Annotated in this window: 16 protein-coding genes, 2 tRNA genes and 1 riboswitch; of the genes, 17 read left to right on the top strand and 1 reads right to left on the bottom strand. The window is 66.7% G+C overall.

Going from position 1 to position 20,574, the window contains the following annotated elements:
- Positions 1-152 precede the first annotated feature (152 nt).
- The 4 genes from ileS to ndk are packed head-to-tail and all read left to right on the top strand — an operon-like array spanning position 153 to position 5,767.
- Positions 153-3,470: an isoleucine--tRNA ligase gene (gene ileS / locus VIK36_RS12600; protein ID WP_324642160.1), complete on the top strand. Its 3,318-nt coding sequence runs from the start codon at positions 153-155 to the stop codon at positions 3,468-3,470.
- A gap of 3 nt (positions 3,471-3,473) precedes the next feature.
- Positions 3,474-4,832 (top strand): bifunctional folylpolyglutamate synthase/dihydrofolate synthase, encoded by a 1,359-nt coding sequence (locus VIK36_RS12595; protein WP_255172442.1) that lies wholly within the window; start codon positions 3,474-3,476, stop codon positions 4,830-4,832.
- 2 nt (positions 4,833-4,834) lie between these two features.
- Positions 4,835-5,299, top strand: coding sequence for a DUF4233 domain-containing protein (locus VIK36_RS12590; RefSeq protein WP_255172441.1), 465 nt, complete (start codon positions 4,835-4,837; stop codon positions 5,297-5,299).
- 51 nt (positions 5,300-5,350) lie between these two features.
- Positions 5,351-5,767, top strand: a complete 417-nt coding sequence (ndk, locus tag VIK36_RS12585) for a nucleoside-diphosphate kinase (protein ID WP_159631802.1) — start codon at positions 5,351-5,353, stop codon at positions 5,765-5,767.
- A gap of 98 nt (positions 5,768-5,865) precedes the next feature.
- Here ndk and VIK36_RS12580 read toward each other — a convergent pair whose 3' ends face one another.
- Complete coding sequence (locus tag VIK36_RS12580) at positions 5,866-6,534, bottom strand: vitamin K epoxide reductase family protein (RefSeq protein ID WP_324642157.1); 669 nt, start codon at positions 6,532-6,534, stop codon at positions 5,866-5,868.
- Positions 6,535-6,972: 438 nt separating this feature from the next.
- Here VIK36_RS12580 and VIK36_RS12575 point away from each other — a divergent pair, with 438 nt between their 5' ends.
- The 13 genes from VIK36_RS12575 (at position 6,973) to VIK36_RS12515 (ending at position 20,544) form a co-directional block, all read left to right on the top strand.
- On the top strand, positions 6,973-10,386 hold the full coding sequence (locus tag VIK36_RS12575; protein ID WP_324642154.1) for an Rne/Rng family ribonuclease: 3,414 nt from the start codon (positions 6,973-6,975) through the stop codon (positions 10,384-10,386).
- Positions 10,387-10,569: 183 nt separating this feature from the next.
- Positions 10,570-10,667, top strand: a riboswitch (TPP riboswitch).
- Between the two features lie 7 nt (positions 10,668-10,674).
- Positions 10,675-12,195, top strand: a complete 1,521-nt coding sequence (gene thiD / locus VIK36_RS12570) for a bifunctional hydroxymethylpyrimidine kinase/phosphomethylpyrimidine kinase (protein WP_324645273.1) — start codon at positions 10,675-10,677, stop codon at positions 12,193-12,195.
- Positions 12,196-12,458: 263 nt separating this feature from the next.
- A complete protein-coding gene (gene rplU / locus VIK36_RS12565; RefSeq protein ID WP_003803420.1) occupies positions 12,459-12,767 on the top strand; it encodes a 50S ribosomal protein L21 in 309 nt (102 codons plus the stop codon).
- Between the two features lie 61 nt (positions 12,768-12,828).
- Complete coding sequence (rpmA, locus tag VIK36_RS12560) at positions 12,829-13,092, top strand: 50S ribosomal protein L27 (protein WP_009372867.1); 264 nt, start codon at positions 12,829-12,831, stop codon at positions 13,090-13,092.
- Between the two features lie 117 nt (positions 13,093-13,209).
- Complete coding sequence (gene obgE / locus VIK36_RS12555) at positions 13,210-14,799, top strand: GTPase ObgE (protein ID WP_324642145.1); 1,590 nt, start codon at positions 13,210-13,212, stop codon at positions 14,797-14,799.
- A 4-nt stretch (positions 14,800-14,803) separates the two neighbouring features.
- Entirely contained in the window at positions 14,804-15,940 is a 1,137-nt protein-coding gene (gene proB / locus VIK36_RS12550; protein WP_275180246.1) for a glutamate 5-kinase, read from the top strand.
- A gap of 26 nt (positions 15,941-15,966) precedes the next feature.
- Positions 15,967-17,349: a glutamate-5-semialdehyde dehydrogenase gene (locus VIK36_RS12545; RefSeq protein WP_324642142.1), complete on the top strand. Its 1,383-nt coding sequence runs from the start codon at positions 15,967-15,969 to the stop codon at positions 17,347-17,349.
- Positions 17,350-17,427: 78 nt separating this feature from the next.
- Positions 17,428-17,667 (top strand): hypothetical protein, encoded by a 240-nt coding sequence (locus VIK36_RS12540; RefSeq protein WP_159631808.1) that lies wholly within the window; start codon positions 17,428-17,430, stop codon positions 17,665-17,667.
- Between the two features lies 1 nt (position 17,668).
- On the top strand, positions 17,669-18,337 hold the full coding sequence (gene nadD, locus VIK36_RS12535) for a nicotinate-nucleotide adenylyltransferase (RefSeq protein ID WP_370871783.1): 669 nt from the start codon (positions 17,669-17,671) through the stop codon (positions 18,335-18,337).
- 7 nt (positions 18,338-18,344) lie between these two features.
- Positions 18,345-19,601 carry a hypothetical protein gene (locus VIK36_RS12530; protein WP_324642139.1) on the top strand — a complete coding sequence of 419 codons (1,257 nt, stop codon included), beginning with the start codon at positions 18,345-18,347 and terminating at the stop codon, positions 19,599-19,601.
- Between the two features lie 41 nt (positions 19,602-19,642).
- On the top strand, positions 19,643-20,044 hold the full coding sequence (gene rsfS / locus VIK36_RS12525; protein WP_224026297.1) for a ribosome silencing factor: 402 nt from the start codon (positions 19,643-19,645) through the stop codon (positions 20,042-20,044).
- 114 nt (positions 20,045-20,158) lie between these two features.
- Positions 20,159-20,231: transfer RNA gene (locus VIK36_RS12520), tRNA-Ala, on the top strand.
- Between the two features lie 240 nt (positions 20,232-20,471).
- A tRNA-Ala gene (locus VIK36_RS12515) sits at positions 20,472-20,544 on the top strand.
- The last annotated feature ends 30 nt before the right edge of the window (positions 20,545-20,574 follow it).

Raw genomic sequence — 20,574 nt, 5'->3', positions numbered from 1 at the left:
TGTTCCTCACGGAAGACACGCGGCGCCGGTAAGTGAGGTGGTACCGCGGTGGGCGTGCAGTCTTTTAGGGACGGCGCGGCAGCCGTCCTCGCATCCTGAACGGAACCTCCGGCCCTGCCGGGGTTCACCACGCTCAACCCAGGATGTCGAACATGACGTTTTACCCCAAGGCCTCAGCCTCCAGCACCTCGTCCAACGGCAGTGCCGGCGTTTCCGCCTCCGTGAAGTTCCCGGAGATCGAAGAGCGCATCCTGAAGTACTGGGACCAGGACGGCACCTTCCAGGCCAGCATCGACCAGCGCAGCGCCGACGTCCCCGGCGGTGAGCCCGGCAGCAACGAATTCGTGTTCTACGACGGCCCGCCCTTCGCCAACGGCCTGCCGCACTACGGCCACCTCCTCACCGGCTATGCCAAGGACCTGGTGGGCCGTTACCAGACCCAGCGCGGCAAGCGCGTTGAGCGTCGCTTCGGCTGGGACACCCACGGCCTCCCCGCCGAACTTGAAGCCATGAAGCAGCTGGGTATGACGGACAAGACCCAGATCGAAGCCATGGGCATCGACAAGTTCAACGACGCCTGCCGCGCCTCCGTGATGAAGTACGCCGACGAATGGCGCAGCTACGTCACCCGGCAGGCCCGGTGGGTGGACTTCGACAACGACTACAAGACCCTCAACGTCGAGTACATGGAGTCGGTCCTCTGGGCGTTCAAGCAGCTCCACGACAAGGGCCTGACGTACAACGGCTACCGGGTCCTCCCGTACTGCTGGAAGGACGAAACGCCGCTGTCCAACCATGAGCTGCGCATGGACGACGACGTCTACAAGAACCGCCAGGACCAGACCGTCACCGTCACGTTCCCCATCCTCGCGGGGGAGTCGGAGCTGTCGCAGAAGCTGGCCGGCGTCCAGGCCTTGGCCTGGACCACCACGCCCTGGACGCTGCCCACGAACGCCGCGCTCGCCGTCGGGCCTTCCATCACCTACGCCGTGCTGCCCGCCGGACCCAACGGCATCAAAGCCGCTTCGGCCGATGCGCCGGTCGGCGACAGCTTCCTGCTCGCAGCCGACCTGCTGGGCAGCTACGCCAAGGACCTGGGCTACGACAGCTTCGAAGCTGCGGAAGCCGGCGTGGTGGCCACCTACACCGGTGCTGAACTCGAAGGCCTCGAGTACCAGCGGCTCTGGGACGACTTCGCGGACAACGAGAAGTACGGCATGGAGAACGCCTGGCGCTTCGTGGTGGCCGACTACGTCACCACCACGGACGGAACCGGCATCGTGCACCAGGCCCCGGCCTACGGTGAAGACGACCAGAAGGTCTGCGAAGAAGCAGGCATCCCCGTGGTGCTGTCCGTGGACGAGGGTGCCAAGTTCCTGCCGCTGTTCAAGCACGGCGACCTCCACGACATTGTGGGACTGCAGGTCTTCGAGGCCAACAAGCCCATCACCCAGGTGCTCCGGGCCCAGGGCCGGCTGGTGCGCCAGGCCAGCTACGAGCACAGCTACCCGCACTGCTGGCGCTGCCGCAACCCGCTGATCTACCGCGCGGTGTCCTCCTGGTACGTTGAGGTCACCAAGTTCAAGGACCGCATGTCCGAACTGAACCAGGAGATCAACTGGATCCCCGGCAACGTCAAGGACGGCCAGTTCGGCAAGTGGCTGGAAAACGCCCGCGACTGGTCCATCAGCCGCAACCGCTTCTGGGGCAGCCCCATCCCCGTATGGCAGTCAACGGACCCGGAATACCCGCGCACCGACGTCTACGGCTCGCTCGCGGAGATCGAAGCGGACTTTGGCCGGCTGCCGCTGAACAAAGACGGCGAGGTGGACCTCCACCGTCCCTTCATCGACGAGCTCACCCGGCCGAACCCGGACGACCCCCGCACCCCCGAAGAGGGCCAGTCCGTGATGCGCCGCGTGGAAGACGTGCTGGACGTCTGGTTCGACTCCGGCTCCATGCCGTACGGCCAGGTGCACTACCCGTTCGAGAACGAAGCCTGGTTCAACACCCACAACCCGGCCGACTTCATCGTGGAGTACATCGGCCAGACCCGTGGATGGTTCTACATGCTGCACATCCTCTCCACGGCGCTCTTCGACCGGCCCGCGTTCAGGAACGTCATCAGCCACGGCATCGTGCTGGGCTCCGACGGCCAGAAGATGTCCAAGAGCCTGCGCAACTACCCCGACGTGTCCGAGGTCCTGGACCGCGACGGCTCCGACGCCATGCGCTGGTTCCTCATGTCCAGTCCCATCCTGCGCGGCGGCAACCTGATCGTCACCGAGCAGGGCATCCGCGACGGCGTCCGCCAGGTGATCCTGCCGCTGTGGAACGTGTACAGCTTCTTCACGCTCTACACAAACGCGGCTGCTGCAGGCCAGGGTTACGACGCGAAGCTGCGCTACGACGGTTACGCGGACACCCTGGACCAGTACCTGCTGGCCAACACCGGCGACCTGGTCCGGAACATGACCGCGCAGCTGGACACCTACGACATCTCCGGCGCCTGCGACTCGCTGCGCAGCTACCTGGACATGCTCACCAACTGGTACGTCCGCCGCAGCCGGCAGCGGTTCTTCGACGAGGACCAGGACGCCTTCGACGCCCTGTTCACCGCACTGGAGACCGTCACCCGTGCTGCTGCGCCGCTGCTTCCGCTGGTCTCGGAAGAGATCTGGCGCGGCCTGACCGGCGGCCGGTCCGTGCACCTTGCCGACTGGCCCGACGCGGACCTCTTCCCCGCCAACCCGGCCCTGGTTGAAGCCATGGACCGGGTCCAGCAGATCTGCTCAACCGGCTCCTCGCTCCGCAAGGCAGCCAACCTGCGTGTCCGCCTGCCCTTGCAGGAACTCACCGTGGTGGCACCTGGGGCTGATGCGCTGGAAGGCTTTGCCGCCGTCGTCGCCGATGAACTCAACCTCCGTTCCGTCCGCCTCCTGGACGCCGCCACCGCTTCCCCCGAGGAGTTCGGCATCCAGCAGAAGCTGGTGGTGAACGCCCGGGCCGCCGGTCCGCGCCTTGGCAAGAATGTCCAGCTGGCCATCAAGGGCTCCAAGTCCGGCGACTGGTCGGTGGACGACGACGGCGTGGTCACAGCGGGCGGGCTGCAGCTCGAGCCCCAGGAGTACATGCTGGAGACCGTGGTGGCAGAGTCCGAGGGCGGTTCCGCCGCTGTCGCCGTGCTGCCCGGAGGCGGGTTCGTGGTCCTGAACACCGAAGTCACGCCGGAGCTTGAAGCCGAAGGGTTGGCGCGCGACATGGTCCGCGCCATCCAGCAGGCGCGCAAGGACGCCGGCCTCAACGTGAGCGACCGGATCCGGACCACCGTCACCGCACCGCAGAACATGGTGGATGCCCTGCTGGCCAACGCCGAACTCGTCAAGGGCGAGACGTTGACTGTTGCCCTGGACGCCCAGGCAGGCAGCACGGCTGAACCCGCCGTCGCCGTTGAAAAAGTGGAGGCCTAGGACATGACCGACGAATTTTCCGTGGAGAGCGTGTACGCCGAACTGCTGGGCCGGGCGCCGGAAAACAAGATGGAGCCCCGCCTGGCGCCGCTGTTCCGCGCCATGGACGTGCTCGGTGAACCCAACAAGGCCTTTCCGATCATCCATGTCACCGGAACCAACGGCAAGACCTCCACGTCCCGGATGATCGAATCCGTGCTCCGCGCCCATGGCCTGAGCACGGGACGCTACACAAGCCCGCACCTGTCCAAGGTCACCGAACGGATCAGCATCGACGGCCACCCCGTCTCCGATGAGACGTTCGTCAGGATCTGGGACGAAATCCGGCCCTACCTGCAGATCGTGGACTCCGAGCTGGAAGCCGAAGGGCAGCCGCGGCTGACCTACTTCGAGTGCCTCACCATCCTGGGCTTCGCCATCTTCGCCGACCAGCCCGTCAACGTGGCCATCATCGAGGTGGGCCTTGGCGGCATCACGGACGCCACCAACGTCGGTGACGGCCAGGTGTCGGTGGTGACGCCGATTTCGTTGGACCACACGGACCTGCTGGGCGACACCACCGAGGACATCGCCTACGAAAAGGCCGGCATCATCAAGCCCGGCGGCTACCTCATCAGCGCAGCGCAGCCCCTCGATGCGGCCCAGGTGCTGCTGGAAAAGGCCAAGGAAGTGGGCGTGCCGTTCCGCTTCGAAGGCGTGGAGTTCGGCGTCGAGTCGCGGACAGTGGCTGTTGGCGGCCAGATGGTCACCATCCAGGGCATTGCCGGACGTTACCCGGACCTGCTGGTACCGCTGTACGGCGCCCACCAGGCGCAGAATGCCGCCGTAGCCGTGGCCGCCCTCGAAGCGTTCTTCGGCGGCGAAAAGGAGCTCGACTTCGAGGTCCTGCAGGAAGGCTTCGCCGCAGTGACGTCACCGGGCCGCCTCGAAGTGGTACGCACGGCACCCACCATCATTGTGGACGCCGCGCACAACCCCGACGGCATCAAGGCCTCCGCTGCAGCCCTGCAGGAAGCGTTTACCTTCACGCGCCTGGTGCCCGTGGTGGGCGTGCTCAAGGAAAAGGACGCCGAAGAAATCCTGCGGGAGCTGAGGGAATCCCTGGGGGACGTGGCCGTGGAATACTGCTTCACCCAGTCCAACTCACCGCGCGCCGTACCCGCAGCGGAGCTGGCAGAGCTTGCCATCGACCTGGGCTTCGGCGAGGACAACGTCCACATCGCCGAGAAACTGGATGACGCCCTGGAATGGGCCGTGGAGCGGGCCGAAGCCAATGATGACCTCTCCGGGGCCGTCCTGGTCACCGGATCGATCACCCTGGTGGCCGAGGCACGGATCCTGCTCGGAAAAACGGAGGCGTGAGCATGGCCAGACTGACAAAAGCGCAGCGGGAATGGCGTCCCGGCATGCCGAAGAAGCGCCGCTCCACCAAGGTGATGTTTGCCTCCACGGTGCTGCTCCTGGAAGCGTTCGTCATGTTCTTCGCCACCCTGGTGGTGTTCGGCCTGCGCCGCGGGGAGTTCCCGCCGGCCCTGATCCTCGGTGTGGGCATCGGTCTCAGCGTGGTCATGATCTTCGCCTGCGCGGTCCTGAACAAACCCTGGGGCATCGGCCTGGGCTGGATCCTCCAGCTCGTCCTGATCCTTACCGGCATCTTTGAGCCCGCCATGTTCCTGGTGGGGGCGCTCTTCGCCCTGGCCTGGTGGTACGGCATCCGCACCGGCATCCGGCTGGACCGGGAAGCGGTGCAGCGCGAACGCGAACAGGCGGAATGGGAAGCCGCCCACCCGGACCAGGCTGCCGGTCCCGCCCAGCCGCAATCCCCGTAAGCCCATCCCCGTAGACTTATCCCGAAACCCCACCAACGCATTGGAGCAGTTGTGACTACTGAGCGCACCCTCGTCCTGATCAAGCCCGACGGCGTCGCCCGTAACCTGACCGGCGCCATCCTTGCCCGGATCGAAGCCAAGGGCTACAGCCTTGTTGAGCTGAAGAAGGTCGACGCCACCCGCGAGCTGCTGGAGCAGCACTACGAGGAGCACGTGGGCAAGCCGTTCTACGAGCCCCTGGTGGAATTCATGCTCAGCGGTCCCGTGGTAGCCGCAATCTTCGAAGGCCACCGCGTCATCGAAGGCTTCCGCTCCCTGGCGGGCACCACGGATCCCACGACGGCGGCCCCGGGCACCATCCGCGGTGACTTTGGCCGGGACTGGGGCCTGAAGGTGCAGCAGAACCTGGTGCACGGCTCCGACTCCACGGATTCCGCGGACCGCGAGATCAAGATCTGGTTCCAGTAAGCCAAGTGAAATGACAGATAAGGCCAATGTTCTTCGTGAACATTGGCCTTATCTGTCATATGCCGCAGGGGAGCGCCGGGATTTTGGGCGAGTGCGTTCTAGAACCCCGAGGTTCCTGCGAAGACCTGGATGAACGCGAAGAAGATGGTGGCGATGACGGCCACGTACAGCAGCGCGGTGATGATCCAGCCGGAGTCACCCAGGACGCGGGCTGCACCTGCAGGCATGGGAATGACGCCGGCGGTGATGTTCCGGATGGTGGTCCACACGAAAAGCGGAATCATGGCCGCCCAGACGATCATGCAGAACGGGCAGAGGATGTGGATGGCGTACAAGGCCTGGGACCACAGCCACACGACGAACGCGAAGCCGAGCGTGACGCCCACCTGCAGTCCCAGCCAGTACCAGCGCGCGAACGTCGCCCCGGACAACAGGGCCATACCCACCGTGATGGTGATGGCGAAGGCCACGATTCCGATGAACATGTTGGGGAAACCGAACAGCGAACTTTGCCAGGTCTGCATGACCTGGCCGCAGGAGATCCAGGGATTCACATCGCACACGGTGGTGTGATTGGGGTCCTTGAGCACTTCGAGTTTTTCCAGGACCAGGGTTCCGGAGGCAAGCCAGCCGACGATTCCGGTGATGACCAGCAGCCAGCCGAAGGGCCGGTTCCGGGCCATGCGCGGAATGCTGCCGGCGGCGCTGGTCCGCGGATCGGCGGCGCGTTCCTCTTGATGGGCGCTGACGGGGGAGATGCTGGGCATGGGTGTTGCGTCCTTTTCGTCCGGTGCTCCTGTGCCTGATTGTAACGCCGGTGGCTGGACCCACCCCACAGCAACGGGAACAACAACGCCCGCTTCCGCGGCGATCCAGCCCGGGTATGAGAGAATGAACGTGGCTGGAAGCCGATCCACATTCGGACTCCGGTCCGGTGGTTTGTTCCCAAGACCGCCAATGATGATCAGGGCAGGCTTCGGATTCTTCCGGCACACCCGCGACTCCATTGGGCGGCACCTGGTTGTGGCACGCAGAACAACGGGTTTTCAGAACATCCACCGGCTCCCACGGGCTGCCGCACCCCAATGACGGTGCGAACCTGGGAGTATCCACTTGACTTCTGTCAATGCCTGCGGGTGTTGACAATATGTGCCCCAATGGGTGCCGGATGTGGCGGTACGTCAGGGGCAGGAGTGTTGCCACATATGGACAATGATCAGGAACTGGCCGTTAACGACGAAGCAGCGGCTGCCGGGGCTGCTGCACCCAAGCGGGCTCCGCGGACCCGTCGCAAGACGGCTCCCAGGGCCGGGGACGCCCCTGCGGATGCCGTGAGCACGGCACCGGAAGTTGCCGAAGCGCCCGCCGCTGAAGAAGCCGGCACTGAAGGGGCCACCGCAGCGCCCAAGGCTCCCGCCCGGCGCACCCGGTCCCGGAAGAAGGCGGACGCCGCAGAACCGCTGCCCGCCTTTGCCGCCGAAGCGGAGCCTGCTGACGCGGCTCCCATTGGCGCCTCCGCCACCGCCTCGGATGCAGCTGACGAAAGCGCCGCTGCCGTTCCTGCTCCGGACACAATGGCAGATGCCGAAACCAAGCCGGTCCGCCGCCGTCGGGTAGCTACCCGTAAGGCTGCCTCGCCGGTTTCCGCACCGGAAACGGACTCGGCAGCCGCCGCCGAAGTGGCGCCGGAAGCGCCCGGGCCCGAAGCCGTGGTGCCCGAAGTCGCGGACCAGGCCGCAGCGCAGAATGTGGAGCAGGCGCAGGAGCCCGAAGCCAAGGAACCCGCTGCCCAGAAACCGGAAGCCCAGGAGCCCGCCGCCGCACCCGCCGCTGCCGCCGCACCGGAGGCCGCCCGGCAGGAGCAGGCGCCCGACGCCGCTGGAACGAAGGACGGCGGGGCCGCCGCCAGCCCGTTTGGCTCCCTCTTCCTGGAACCGGCGTCCCCGACGTCGGTGCTCTTCCAGGCACCGGACCTCAGCACCGTGGTCCGTCCCGCCGCTCCCGCCGCGGAGGAGCCTGACGAGGAAGAAACCGAAGACACCGACGATTCCTCCAGCCGCCGCCGGCGCCGCAGCCGTGGCCGCAGGGGCCGCAGCCGCATTGGCGACATGACGGAAGAGGACAACGAGGACGGCAGCGATGAGGCTGACGCCGAGGACGGGGCTGACGAGGATACCGCCGGCCAGCTCGAGGACGGTGTAACCTCCCGCCGCCGGCGGCGCCGCCGCCGCGGGGACCAGGACCTTGAGCTCACGGGCGGCGGGGATGACGACCCGCCCAACACGGTGACCAGGGTCCGTGCCCCGCGTGCCGTCAGTGAAGCACCCGTGAGCAACCGCGTGACCAGCGTGAAGGGCTCCACCCGCCTGGAGGCCAAGAAGCAGCGCCGCCGCGAATCCCGCGACACCGGCCGGCGCCGTACGGTCATCACCGAGGCCGAGTTCCTGGCGCGCCGGGAGTCCGTGGACCGGCAGATGATCGTCCGCCAGCGCGACGACAGAATCCAGATCGCCGTCCTCGAAGACGGTGTCCTGGCCGAACACTTCGTGTCCAAGACCCAGCAGGACTCGCTGATCGGCAACGTGTACCTGGGCAAGGTCCAGAATGTGCTGCCGTCCATGGAGGCCGCATTCGTGGACATCGGGCGCGGCCGCAACGCCGTCCTGTACGCCGGTGAGGTCAACTGGGAAGCCGTGAACCTCGAGGGCAAGCAGCGCCGCATCGAAAACGCGCTGAAATCCGGTGATACCGTCCTGGTCCAGGTGACCAAGGACCCGGTGGGACACAAGGGCGCCCGCCTCACCAGCCAGATCTCCCTGCCCGGCCGTTACCTGGTGTACGTACCCGGCGGATCCATGACCGGCATCTCCCGCAAGCTGCCCGACGTCGAACGCAACCGGCTCAAGCGCATCCTCAAGGACCGCCTGCCCGAACACGCCGGCGTCATTGTCCGCACCGCGGCCGAGGGCGCTTCCGAGGAAGAGCTGACGCACGACATCAACAGGCTGCGCGCCCAGTGGGAGGGCATTGAAAGCCAATCCGCGTCCACCAAGATCCTGGCTCCCGAGCTGCTCTACGGCGAACCCGATCTCACCATCAAGGTGGTCCGCGACGTCTTCAACGAGGACTTCTCCAAGCTCATCGTTTCCGGTGAGGAAGCCTGGGACACCATCGAGGCCTACGTCACCTATGTGGCGCCGGACCTTGTGGGCCGCCTCGAGAAGTGGACCAAGGACCAGGACATCTTCGCCGCCTGGCGCATCGACGAGCAGATCCACAAGGCACTTGAACGGAAGGTCTTCCTGCCCTCCGGCGGCTCCCTGGTGATCGACCGTACCGAGGCGATGACCGTGGTGGACGTCAACACGGGCAAGTTCACCGGCAGCGGCGGCAACCTCGAGGAAACCGTCACCAAGAACAACCTCGAGGCAGCCGAGGAAGTGGTGCGCCAGCTGAGGCTCCGCGACATCGGCGGCATCATCGTCATCGACTTCATCGACATGGTGCTCGAATCCAACCGCGACCTGGTCCTGCGCCGCCTGGTGGAGTGCTTGGGCCGTGACCGGACCAAGCACCAGGTGGCCGAGGTCACCTCACTCGGCCTGGTCCAGATGACCCGGAAGCGCATGGGTACCGGACTGCTGGAAGTATTTGGCGAGCAGTGCGAGGCCTGCGCCGGCCGTGGTGTTGTGACCCACGACGACCCCGTGGAGCACCGCCGCGCCACCATCGTTGCGGCCGAGCACCACGTCCAGCGCACCGACAACCGGCCCGAGACCCGCACGGAAGGGCAGCGGAGCGACAATGCCCAGCCCGGCGTGCGTCCCGAACGCAAGCGGCGGCGCGGACGCGGCGGGCAGCAGCCCGAAGCGGCCCCGGCACCTGCCGTCCATGTGCACACGGTCCAGCCGGACCCGTCGGACGCCGAGCGGCACGCCAAGGCGGAGGCAACCAGGCTTGCCCTGGCGAACATTGCCGCTGCGGCCCATGCTGCCCACCTGCATGACGACGAGGTGGCGGCAGCCCGGCAGGTGCCTTCCGTGGAGCCTGCGCCGGCGCCCGTCGAGGAGAAGCACGACGCCGACGCCCCGGCACGTCCTGCAGCTGTCCTGACGTTCGGCGGCGAGGAAGTCCCGCTTCCGTTCGTGGAGCACGCTGAGGAACAGCATCCCCAACCTGCCCTCACCCTGGACCGGCTCGCGGAAGCGTTCGCCCACCTCGGCCAGCCGGCGTCCCCTGTGGAGAACGCGCCTGCCAAGACCGCCGAAGCCGTGAAGGTGCCGGAAACTGTGGCGCCGGAACGGCAGCACGACGACGGGGGAGCGGAAGCCCGCTCCGCCGCAACGGAAGCTGCAGCCGGGAAGGACTACTCCGACCACACGCTGGAGCAGTCGCGGCAACGCAGGCCGCGGCGCCACCGTGCCGCCAGCCGTGCGCAGGGTGCCGCCAACGAGACCGCCGTCCAGCAGCACGAAAACGTCCAGGCGGCAGGCGCGGGCCATTCGCACGCAGCCAAGGCTCCTGAACACGTGAAGCCCCAGCTGGCGCCGGCGGAACCGGGCAAGGCGCCTGAGGAGCCCATCATCCTCGGCGTGGGTGTGCCTGCCTCGGAGCTCTAGGTACAGGAGTTTCCGGTCAAACGGACGGCCGCGCAGTAAGGAATCCCCGCCCTGCGGACCATTCCCCCGGGAAGTACCGGGGGAATCGTCCGTGTGGCGGGGATTTCTGCTGCCGGGAGGTTGTTTTTCCCTTGGACCGGGCGCTGTCATCCTTTTTCCTGATGCGGCCTACGGGCTAGGGTGGAAACCGACACGGGGTGCCGCGCAGAAGGCCGGCTGAGATCCAGACCCGTTGAACCTGTCCGGCTAGTACCGGCGAAGGGATGTCTCTTGTCTTCGACCCTTTCCGTGCCCCTGCCTGCTGCCTCCGGCGTTCCGACCGCGCTGCCCCTGGGCCGGGACGTCCCGCGGGTCCTCTCGATCGCGGGCTCCGACCCGTCCGGTGGCGCCGGCATCCAGGCCGACCTCAAAAGCATTGCTGCCCACGGCGGATATGGCATGGCTGCCATCACCGCCCTGACGGCACAGAACACCCGTGGCGTGCAGGCTGTCCACGTTCCTCCGGCCGCTTTCCTGGCCGAACAACTGGACGCGGTCAGCGACGATATCTCCATCGACGCGGTCAAGATCGGCATGCTGGGCGACGAGAGCGTCATCCGCACTGTCCGGCAATGGCTGGAGAAGGTCCGCCCCGCCGTCGTGGTCCTCGACCCGGTGATGGTGGCCACCAGTGGTGACCGGCTGCTGAAGGAATCCGCGGAGGCTGCCCTCCGCGAACTGCTGCCGCTGGCGCACCTCATCACTCCCAACCTCCCGGAGCTTGCCATGCTGGTGGGCGGGGAGCCTGCCGGGACCTGGACGGCGGCGCTGGACCAGGGGAGGCGCCTTGCCGATGCCACCGGGGCCACCGTGCTGGTCAAGGGTGGACACCTCGCAGGTGCAGACTGCCCGGACGCGCTGGTCAACACGGCCGGCCTCCTGTCGCAGGAAGTGGTGGAAGTGCACGGCAAACGAATTTCCACCCGCAACAGCCACGGCACCGGCTGCTCCCTGTCCTCCGCGATGGCCACCGTCCAGGCACGCCTTGGCGACTGGGAGGCATCGCTCCTGACGGTCAAGCCATGGCTGGCCGGCGCCCTTGAGAACTCGGAGCAGCTCGAGGTGGGCCAGGGAAACGGCCCCGTGCACCATTTCCACCATGTGCGGCCGGCCCTCGCGGAAGGCGCCTTCGCTGCCCGGCTGTGGACGGAAGCGCAGCAGGACCTGACGGACATCTACGCCCTGGACTTCATCCGCGGCCTGGCCTCCGGAGACCTTGCCGAGAAGGACTTTGCCTACTACCTGGCGCAGGACGCCCTGTACCTGAACGGCTACTCCCGGGTCCTCGCCCGGGCGAGTGCCCTGGCCCCGTCCGAAGCGGAGCAGCTGTTCTGGGCGGGATCCTCGCAGCAGTGCCTGGAAGTGGAGTCGGAGCTGCACCGCTCATGGCTCAGCACCCGCCCTGCCCAGGGCGGACTTGGCCCCGTCACCAAGGCGTATGTTGACCACCTCACCGCAGCGTCGGCGTCGGGCAGTTACGCCGTCCTGGTCGCCGCAGTCCTGCCCTGTTTCTGGCTCTACGCCGAGGTCGGGGAAAAGCTGCACGCCCAGTTCCTTGCCACGGGAGAGCCCGACGGCCACGCCTACGCGGCCTGGCTCCGGACCTACGCCGACGAGGGCTTCGCCGAAGCCACCCGGCGGGCCATCGCCATCGTGGACGCGGCAGGGCGGAAGGCCTCCGACCACGAACGGGCGGCGATGGTGACCGCGTTCAAGCAGTCCTGCCGCCTGGAAGTGGAATTCTTCGACGCGCCGAGGCTGCATTCCTGACCCCTTCGGGCAGCACCGCCGCTATCATGGAGGGGCATGGTTGCGGTGCAGCTTGTCGGGGTGTGGTTACTACCACAGCCGGGCCGCCGGAACCAGCCTCATTTGCGGCCGTAGATGGATTTAGCGTATTCTGGATCTTCGGTGCTTACGCCAACACTTGGGTTATGACCCCACGGCGTTGAGGCACAGCGAGAATCCTGGCTTTTCCGAGTCGGTTCCGCACGCAAATTTTGTAATAAACGTCGAGAGAAGTGAGTTCCCAAGTGGTGTACGCGATTGTCCGCGCAGGCGGCCGCCAAGAGAAGGTTTCCGTTGGAGACTTCGTTACCCTGAACCGCGTCGCCGGTGGAGCCGGCAGCACCATCGAGCTGCCCGCACTGCTCCTGGTTGATGGTGACAAGGTCACCTCCGCCGCCGCTGACCTGGCCAAGGTAACTGTTACGGCTGAAATCCTCCAGGACCTGCGTGGTCCTAAGATTGTCATCCAGAAGTTCAAGAACAAGACCGGCTACAAGAAGCGCCAGGGTCACCGCCAGGAACTGACCAAGGTCAAGATCACCGGCATCAAGTAACCACCGGTTACTGTTCAGGTATTTCAACAGATTCCCCAGAATTTAGAGGCAGGCATTTCAGATGGCACATAAAAAGGGCGCGAGCTCCACTCGCAACGGTCGCGATTCCAACGCTCAGTACCTCGGCGTCAAGCGCTTCGGCGGCCAGGTTGTTTCCGCAGGCGAGATCATCGTCCGCCAGCGTGGCACCCACTTCCACCCGGGCGCCGGCGTTGGCCGTGGCGGGGATGACACCCTGTTCGCACTGACCCCGGGCGCCGTTGAATTCGGCACCCGCCGCGGTCGTCGCGTGGTCAACATCGTTGCTGCTGCAGCTGCAGAGTAACAACCAGTTCTGAAGCGGTGGAGCGGGCCTGAGGGTCCGCTCCACTGTTCTTTTAACAGCATTACAATCGTTGTGGCGTCCCCGGGCGCCATATAAACAGCACCTGAGGAGATCCACGTGGCCAGCTTTGTAGACCGGGTAGTACTGCATGTATCCGGCGGAACCGGCGGCCATGGTTGCGTCTCCGTCCACCGCGAGAAGTTCAAGCCGCTCGGCGGGCCCGACGGCGGCAACGGCGGCAATGGCGGTGACGTGATCCTTCGCGTGGACCACCAGACCACCACCCTCCTCGATTACCACCACGCACCGCACCGGCACGCCAGCAACGGCGGTCCCGGCATGGGCGACTGGCGCGGCGGCAAGAACGGCGAGACGCTGGTCCTGCCCGTGCCGGACGGCACCGTGGTCAAGACCAAGGACGGCGAAGTCCTGGCAGACCTCGTTGGTGAAGGTACCGAATTCGTGGCAGCCGCCGGCGGCCTGGGCGGACTTGGCAACGCGGCCCTGTCCTCACAGAAGCGCCGCGCTCCCGGTTTCGCGTTGCTGGGCATCGAGGGCGACTCCCGGGACGTTGTCCTTGAACTGAAGTCCATTGCCGATATCGCGCTGGTGGGCTTCCCGTCCGCCGGCAAGTCCAGCCTCATCGCGGCCATGTCCGCTGCCCGGCCCAAGATCGCCGACTACCCGTTCACCACCCTGGTTCCCAACCTGGGCGTGGTGCAGGCCGGCGATGTGCGGTTCACCATTGCCGATGTTCCCGGCCTCATCGAAGGCGCCAGCGAAGGACGTGGCCTGGGCCACAACTTCCTGCGTCACGTTGAGCGCTGCGCCGCCCTGGTCCACGTCCTTGACTGCGGCACCCTGGAGTCTGACCGTGACCCGCTCACGGACCTCGCCATCATCGAAGGTGAGCTGGAGAAGTACGCCGTCGACATGAGCTATGCGGGCCAGGACGGCGAAGTGGTTCCCCTGAACCACCGCCCGCGGCTGGTCGCGCTAAACAAGGTGGACCTGCCCGACGGCAAGGACATGGCGGAATTCGTGCGCCCTGAGCTCGAGTCGCGCGGCTACCGCGTCTTCGAAGTGTCCGCCACCAGCCACGAGGGCCTGCGCCAGCTCGGCTTCGCCATGGCGGAAATCGTCAAGGCCGCCCGCGACGCCGTAGCGGCTGCCCCGCCCAAGGTGCAGCCTGCCGTGCTGCGCCCGCGCGCCGTCAATGAAGCCGGGTTCAAGATCCGACGCGAGGAAAAGAACCTGGAGCCGCTGTTCCGCGTCCTGGGCGAAAAGCCCGAGCGCTGGGTCAAGCAGACCGACTTCACCAATGAAGAGGCCATCGGCTACCTGGCGGACCGGCTCGCCCGGCTCGGCGTGGAAACCGAACTGTTCAAGCAGGGCGCCAAGCCGGGTGACACGGTGGTTATCGGTGACGATGACGGCGTCGTCTTCGACTGGGAACCCACCATGATGGCGGGGGCTGAGCTGCTGGCCTCGCCGCGCGGCACCGACGTCCGGTTCGCCGATATCGGCGACCGCCCCACCCGCAGCCAGAAGCGCGAAGAGCAGCAGGAGCGCCGCGATGCCAAGGCTGCCGCCCGCGCCGAGCTTGAGGCGGAGCGCAAGGCCGGCATCTGGACCGAGTCCGTCAGTGGCCGCCGTGCCGCCCAACCCGTTAAGGAAAGCGGACTGGAAGCGGACGATGACCTCTAGGGGCATGACTGCAGTACCGGCCGGCCGTGCCGCGGACAGAAGCGCGCTGGCCGGCGCCCGCCGGATCGTGGTCAAGGTGGGCTCCTCTTCCCTGACCAGCATCAAGGGCGGTATCTCGGAGGAATCGCTGACTGCCCTGGCTGACGCGCTGGCAGCCAAGCGCAACGCAGGCGCCGAAATCATCCTGGTGTCCTCCGGTGCGATCGCTGCGGGGCTGGCTCCCCTCGGGCTGGCCAAGCGTCCCCGTGACCTGGCTACCCAGCAGGCCGCGGCCAGCGTGGGCCAGGGGCTCCTGATGGCCCGGTACACCCAGGCATTCGGTGCACACGGCGTCACCGTGAGCCAGGTCCTGCTCACGGCAGAAGACCTGATGCGGCGCAGCCAGCACACCAATGCCCTCCGCGCCATGGACCGGCTGCTGAACCTCGGAGTAGTCCCCGTGGTCAACGAAAACGACACCGTGGCCACCCACGAGATCCGCTTTGGCGACAACGACCGGCTCGCAGCCCTGGTGGCGCACCTGGTGCGCGCCGATGCGCTCGTGCTGCTGTCCGACGTCGACTCCCTCTACGACGGTCCGCCCGCCCAGGGTGCCAAGCGCATCCCGCTGGTCACCGGCGCGCACGACCTCGAGGGCGTGTCCATCGGCAAAGCGGGCAAGGCCGGCGTGGGCACCGGGGGCATGATGACCAAAGTGGAAGCTGCCAGCATGGCGGCAGGATCGGGGATCCACGCCCTGGTGACCTCCACGCCCAATGCTGCCGCAGCCTTGAACGGCGAGGACGTGGGCACGTGGTTCTCCGTCAACGGCTCCCGCAAACCGGTCCGCCTCCTTTGGCTGGCACACGTTGCCTCGGTGCAGGGCCGGCTGGTTCTGGACGACGGTGCGGTCCGCGCCGTGCGGCACCACCGCACGTCCCTCCTGCCGGCGGGCATCTCCGCGGTGCACGGCGACTTTGAAGCGGGCGACGCCGTCGAGCTGGCCGGAGCCGACGGCACCGTCGTTGCGCGCGGGCTGGTGAATTACTCGTCGGAGGAACTGCCGCGGATGCTGGGGCGGTCCACGCACGAGCTGGGCGAGGCACTGGGCAGCGGCTATGACCGTGAAGTTGTTCATGTTGACGACCTGGTGCTGGTCTGAGCTGCCGCCTCGCCTAAACTTGGATCATGACTGAAGCCCTGATCCATACTGCTGAAAATTCCGGAACCACTGCTGCGCAGGCGCAGCCGGGTCCCTCAGCAGAACCGGCATCGGCTGAGGTGCCCGTTTCGGGTGCGGACGTGTCCGCCGCAGAAGTGGAGGCGGCTGTCCACGCCATCACGGACCGGTCCCGCCAGGCCGCCCGCAGGATGGCCACCGCCAACCGGGCCTGGAAAGACCGCGCCCTCCGGGCCGTGGGCGCCGCCCTGCAGGAGAACGTCCCGGCCATTCTCGCCGCCAACGCGATGGACGTGCAGCGGGGCAAGGCCAACGGCACCTCCGCCGCCCTCCTGGACCGGCTTACCCTTACCGAAACGCGTGTAGCCGGGCTCGTGGCCGCCCTCGAGAACCTGGCCAACCTCCCGGACCCCGTGGGCAACGTGGTGCGCGGGCAGACGCTCCCCAACGGGCTGCGCCTCCGCCAGGTCAACGTTCCCATGGGCGTGGTGGCAGCCATCTACGAGGCACGGCCCAACGTCACCGTTGACATCGCGGGGCTGGCCCTCAAGAGCGGAAACGCCGTGATCCTCCGCGGCGGCAGCGCAGCAGAAGCCACCAACCAGGTGCTGGTCCGGATTCTGCGCGAAGCCCTGGAATCCGTTGGCCTGCCCGCTGACGCAGTCCAGACGGTGGACCAGTACGGCCGTGCGGGCGCCGCCGTCCTGATGAAGGCCCGGGGCAGGGTGGATGTCCTGATTCCCCGCGGCGGCCGGGACCTGATCCAGACCGTGGTCACCAACTCCGCCGTGCCGGTCATCGAAACGGGGGAGGGGAACGTCCACATCTTCATTGATGAGTCCGCCGACGAGAACATGGCCGTGGAGATCCTGCTCAACGCCAAGACGCAGCGGCCCAGTGTCTGCAATACCGTGGAGACACTGTTGGTCCACTCGGGCTCAACCGTCTTGCCCGCCGTCGCTGCAGCCCTGCGCAGCGCCGGTGTCCGGCTCCACGTGGACGGGCGCATCAGCTCCGCGCTGCCTCCCGCCATCGAAACCCAGCCGGCGACGGATGTGGACTGGGGAACCGAGTATATGGACCTGGACCTGGCTGTGGCCATGGTGGACAGCCTGGACGAAGCCGTCCAGCACATCCGGACCTGGTCCACCGGACACACGGAAGCGATCCTCACCAACAGCCTTGCCAACGCCGAGCGCTTCATCGCTGAGGTTGACTCCGCTGCCGTGATCGTCAACGCCTCCACCCGGTTTACCGACGGCGGGGAGCTGGGCCTGGGTGCCGAGGTGGGCATCTCCACGCAGAAGCTGCACGCCCGCGGCCCCATGGGCCTGACCGAGCTCACCACCACGAAGTGGATCGTCCAGGGCGAAGGCCAGGTCCGCGGGTAGCAACGCGGTAACATAGACCAGAACCCGGAAGGCAGTGGAAAGTTCCGCTGCCTCTAGATCCTTGAACAAAGGGAGAAAATGCTGCTCCAGCAGATTGCCACGTCCGTCGCCGCCGCCGGTGAATCAGGCCATGAGGAGCTTGCGCCGCTGTGGGCCGAGCCGTGGGTCTTTGGCGTATCCATGTTCGCCATCCTGGTCGTGCTGATGCTCATCGCCTGGTCCTACAACAACCTCGGCAACCGGCACGCCGCCACGGACGAGCACGCGGATCCGCACCGCCAGCACCCCAACAAGCACGATCGCGGGCAGGGCCACTAAGATTTCCCACAACCTGCAACGCAATGGGGCCCGGGGGAGGCTGCGGCTGGGCGTGATGGGCGGAACCTTCGATCCCATCCACCACGGCCACCTTGTGGCTGCCAGCGAAGTCGCGGCGGAGTTCGACCTCGACGAGGTGGTCTTCGTCCCCACCGGGCAACCATGGCAAAAGTCCCATAAACAGGTCAGCGAGCCCGAGCACCGGTATCTGATGACCGTCATCGCCACGGCGTCCAATCCGCGCTTCACCGTCAGCCGTGTCGATGTTGACCGCCCGGGTCCCACCTACACCATCGACACCCTCCGCGACCTGAGGGCCCAGCGCCCCGACGCCGACCTGTTCTTCATCACCGGCGCGGACGCCCTGGCGCAGATCCTGTCCTGGAAGGACATCGACGAACTGTGGTCGCTGGCGCACTTCGTGGGCGTCACCCGGCCCGGCCATGTCCTTGACGGCATGGGCCGTGACGATGTCAGCCTGCTCGAAGTGCCCGCCATGGCCATTTCGTCGACGGACTGCCGTGCCCGCGTGGCCGCGAATAACCCGGTCTGGTACCTGGTCCCGGACGGGGTAGTCCAGTACATCGCCAAGTACGGCCTGTATTCCGACGCACCCGCAGGCGCGGATGACCCAACTTCCGAAGCACGCGAACCAGCCAGTACTGAATGAGTTCTCAATGAGTCAGGAACAGCCCCCAATCCGCAGCCGCCGGGAACTCCGGAAGGCCAGGGACGCCCAACAGGCTGCCCTGCCGGCCACGGAGCAGCGCCCGCCTGCCGCGAACCGGCCGGCTGACAGCGCGCCCTCACGGGACGGCCAGGATCCGGCCGCCCGTCCCGGTCCCGCCGGGGGAGCCGCCCCTGCAGCGCGCCCGCAGGCAGCCCCGGACCCCACGGCCACGCAGCGGTCCTCCCAGATCCGGGCCCGCGACCGCGCCGCGCTGCGCACCATCAAGGAGCTTGAGGAAAAGGAAGGGCAGCTTGCTGCGGGCGGGCCGCCTACCCGGCGCCAGCTGCGGTTGCAGCAACTCAAAGAGCAGGCGCTGACTGCAGCCAATCCCATCGTTGCGCCCGCCGCTGCTCCGGCCCCGAAAGCCGCGCCTCCACGTGAAGGTGGCGTGGTGGGGAAGAAGACGGACGAGGTAAAGACTGCGCCCGGAACCGCCCCGGAGGGCATGACGGTGGAACAGGCCCTGGAGGCGCGCGCACTCATCGCCGCACAGGCCAGGAACCAGATCGCCAAGATGGAGCACATTGCCTCCCTGGATCCGGAAGTCGTGGATCCCGAAATCCTGGCGGAACAGATTGCGCTTGCCGAACGGGCCGCGGTTATGAACCGCCGCGCCATGGCGCGGCAAAAGCTTGCCGAACAGGCCGGCACCCCCACCGCCCCGGGCAGCCCCACCGCCCCCGGCAGCCCCGCTGCCCCGGGCAGGGATTCCGCACCCAAGGACAAGCCCGGTCCGTCCACCGCCAACAACCTGGCCATGGTGACGCCGCTGGAGTTCGTCCAGGTGCCCGGCGTCGAGCGGCCGGTCATGAAGCCGCCGGCCACCTCCCATGTCCCGGTCACCACCCGGCCCGGAACCAAGGTCCCCGGCGCAGGAAAACGGCGGCCTGCTGCCCGGCCCAAGGCACCCGCCCCGGACTCCGCGACCGGCCGCTCCCAGGTCATCGCGCGCGCCGAGGCAGCCGCCAAAGCCGCCGGCCGTCCCCAACCGGTATCGTCTCCGGAAGTCCAGTCGGAGGACCTCTTCGAGGACCTTCCCCGGGTTCCTGCCCGGTCCGCTTACGGACTGGATCCCCTGGATGCCGCCACCGCGGGCCTGAGCCGGGCCCGCCGAAACCGGATCCTCCAGTTCTGCATCCTCGCGTTCGGGATCCTGGCCCTCGTCGCCGGCATCATCCTGATCGTCAGCGGCATGTCCCGCTGACCCGCCGGCGGCATCAACACTTAACCCAAACAAGGAGTCCCGTGACTGCAACAGAATCGTCCATCGCCATAGCCCGCACGGCTGCCAAAGCTGCCGCGGACAAGATCGCCCAGGACATCGTCGCCATGGATGTGAGCGAACGCCTGGCCCTCGCTGATGTCTTCCTCATCGCGTCGGCGCCCAGCGAACGCCAGGTCAACGCCATCGTGGACGGCATCGAGGAAGAACTCGCCAAGCAGGACCTTCGCCCGGTCCGCCGCGAGGGCAGGTCCGGCGGCCGCTGGGTCCTGCTGGATTACGCCGACGTCGTGATCCATGTCCAGCACGAGGAAGACCGGGTCTTCTACGCCCTGGAACGCCTCTGGAAGGACTGCCCCGTGGTGGACCTGCAGCTCGGCGATGACTCGTCCGCCAAGGCCGCTGCGGTTTCCGACAGCGAGTAGCCTCCGCCCGGCAGTGAATATTCCCGATTTGGAATTTTCGGAATTGCTGTTCTAAGATATTTGAGTTGCTTCGGGGGAGACCCCGGGGAATGCAGCACAGAGCAGCAACACTCCGGGGCTGTGGCGCAGCTGGTAGCGCACCTGCATGGCATGCAGGGGGTCAGGGGTTCGAGTCCCCTCAGCTCCACCGGTAAGTCCGCCGGAACCACTTTGGTTCCGGCGGACTTTTTTTGTGCCCGCATCCCGGATGCTCCGGATTGCACCGGCATCCGGACTTGGCACCCGCGCGTTCCCCGGTGGTTTGTCCAGGAACGGGTGCGTTCAGGGCCTGGGCAGCGGCAGTTGACGGCCGATTGGCGTCCAGCGGAAAAGTGCATTACTCTGGTCAGGTTGCTCCGGGGAATTCGACCGGAAAAGACAAGAGTACGGGGCTGTGGCGCAGCTGGTAGCGCACCTGCATGGCATGCAGGGGGTCAGGGGTTCGAGTCCCCTCAGCTCCACCGATACACCGAAAAAGGGAACCATCACCA

The organism is Pseudarthrobacter sp. LT1, from assembly GCF_035621795.1.
In the GTDB taxonomy this organism is placed as follows: Bacteria; Actinomycetota; Actinomycetes; order Actinomycetales; family Micrococcaceae; genus Arthrobacter.
Note: the sequence above shows the minus strand (reverse complement) of the source record. Positions and strands in the feature narration are given on the sequence as shown.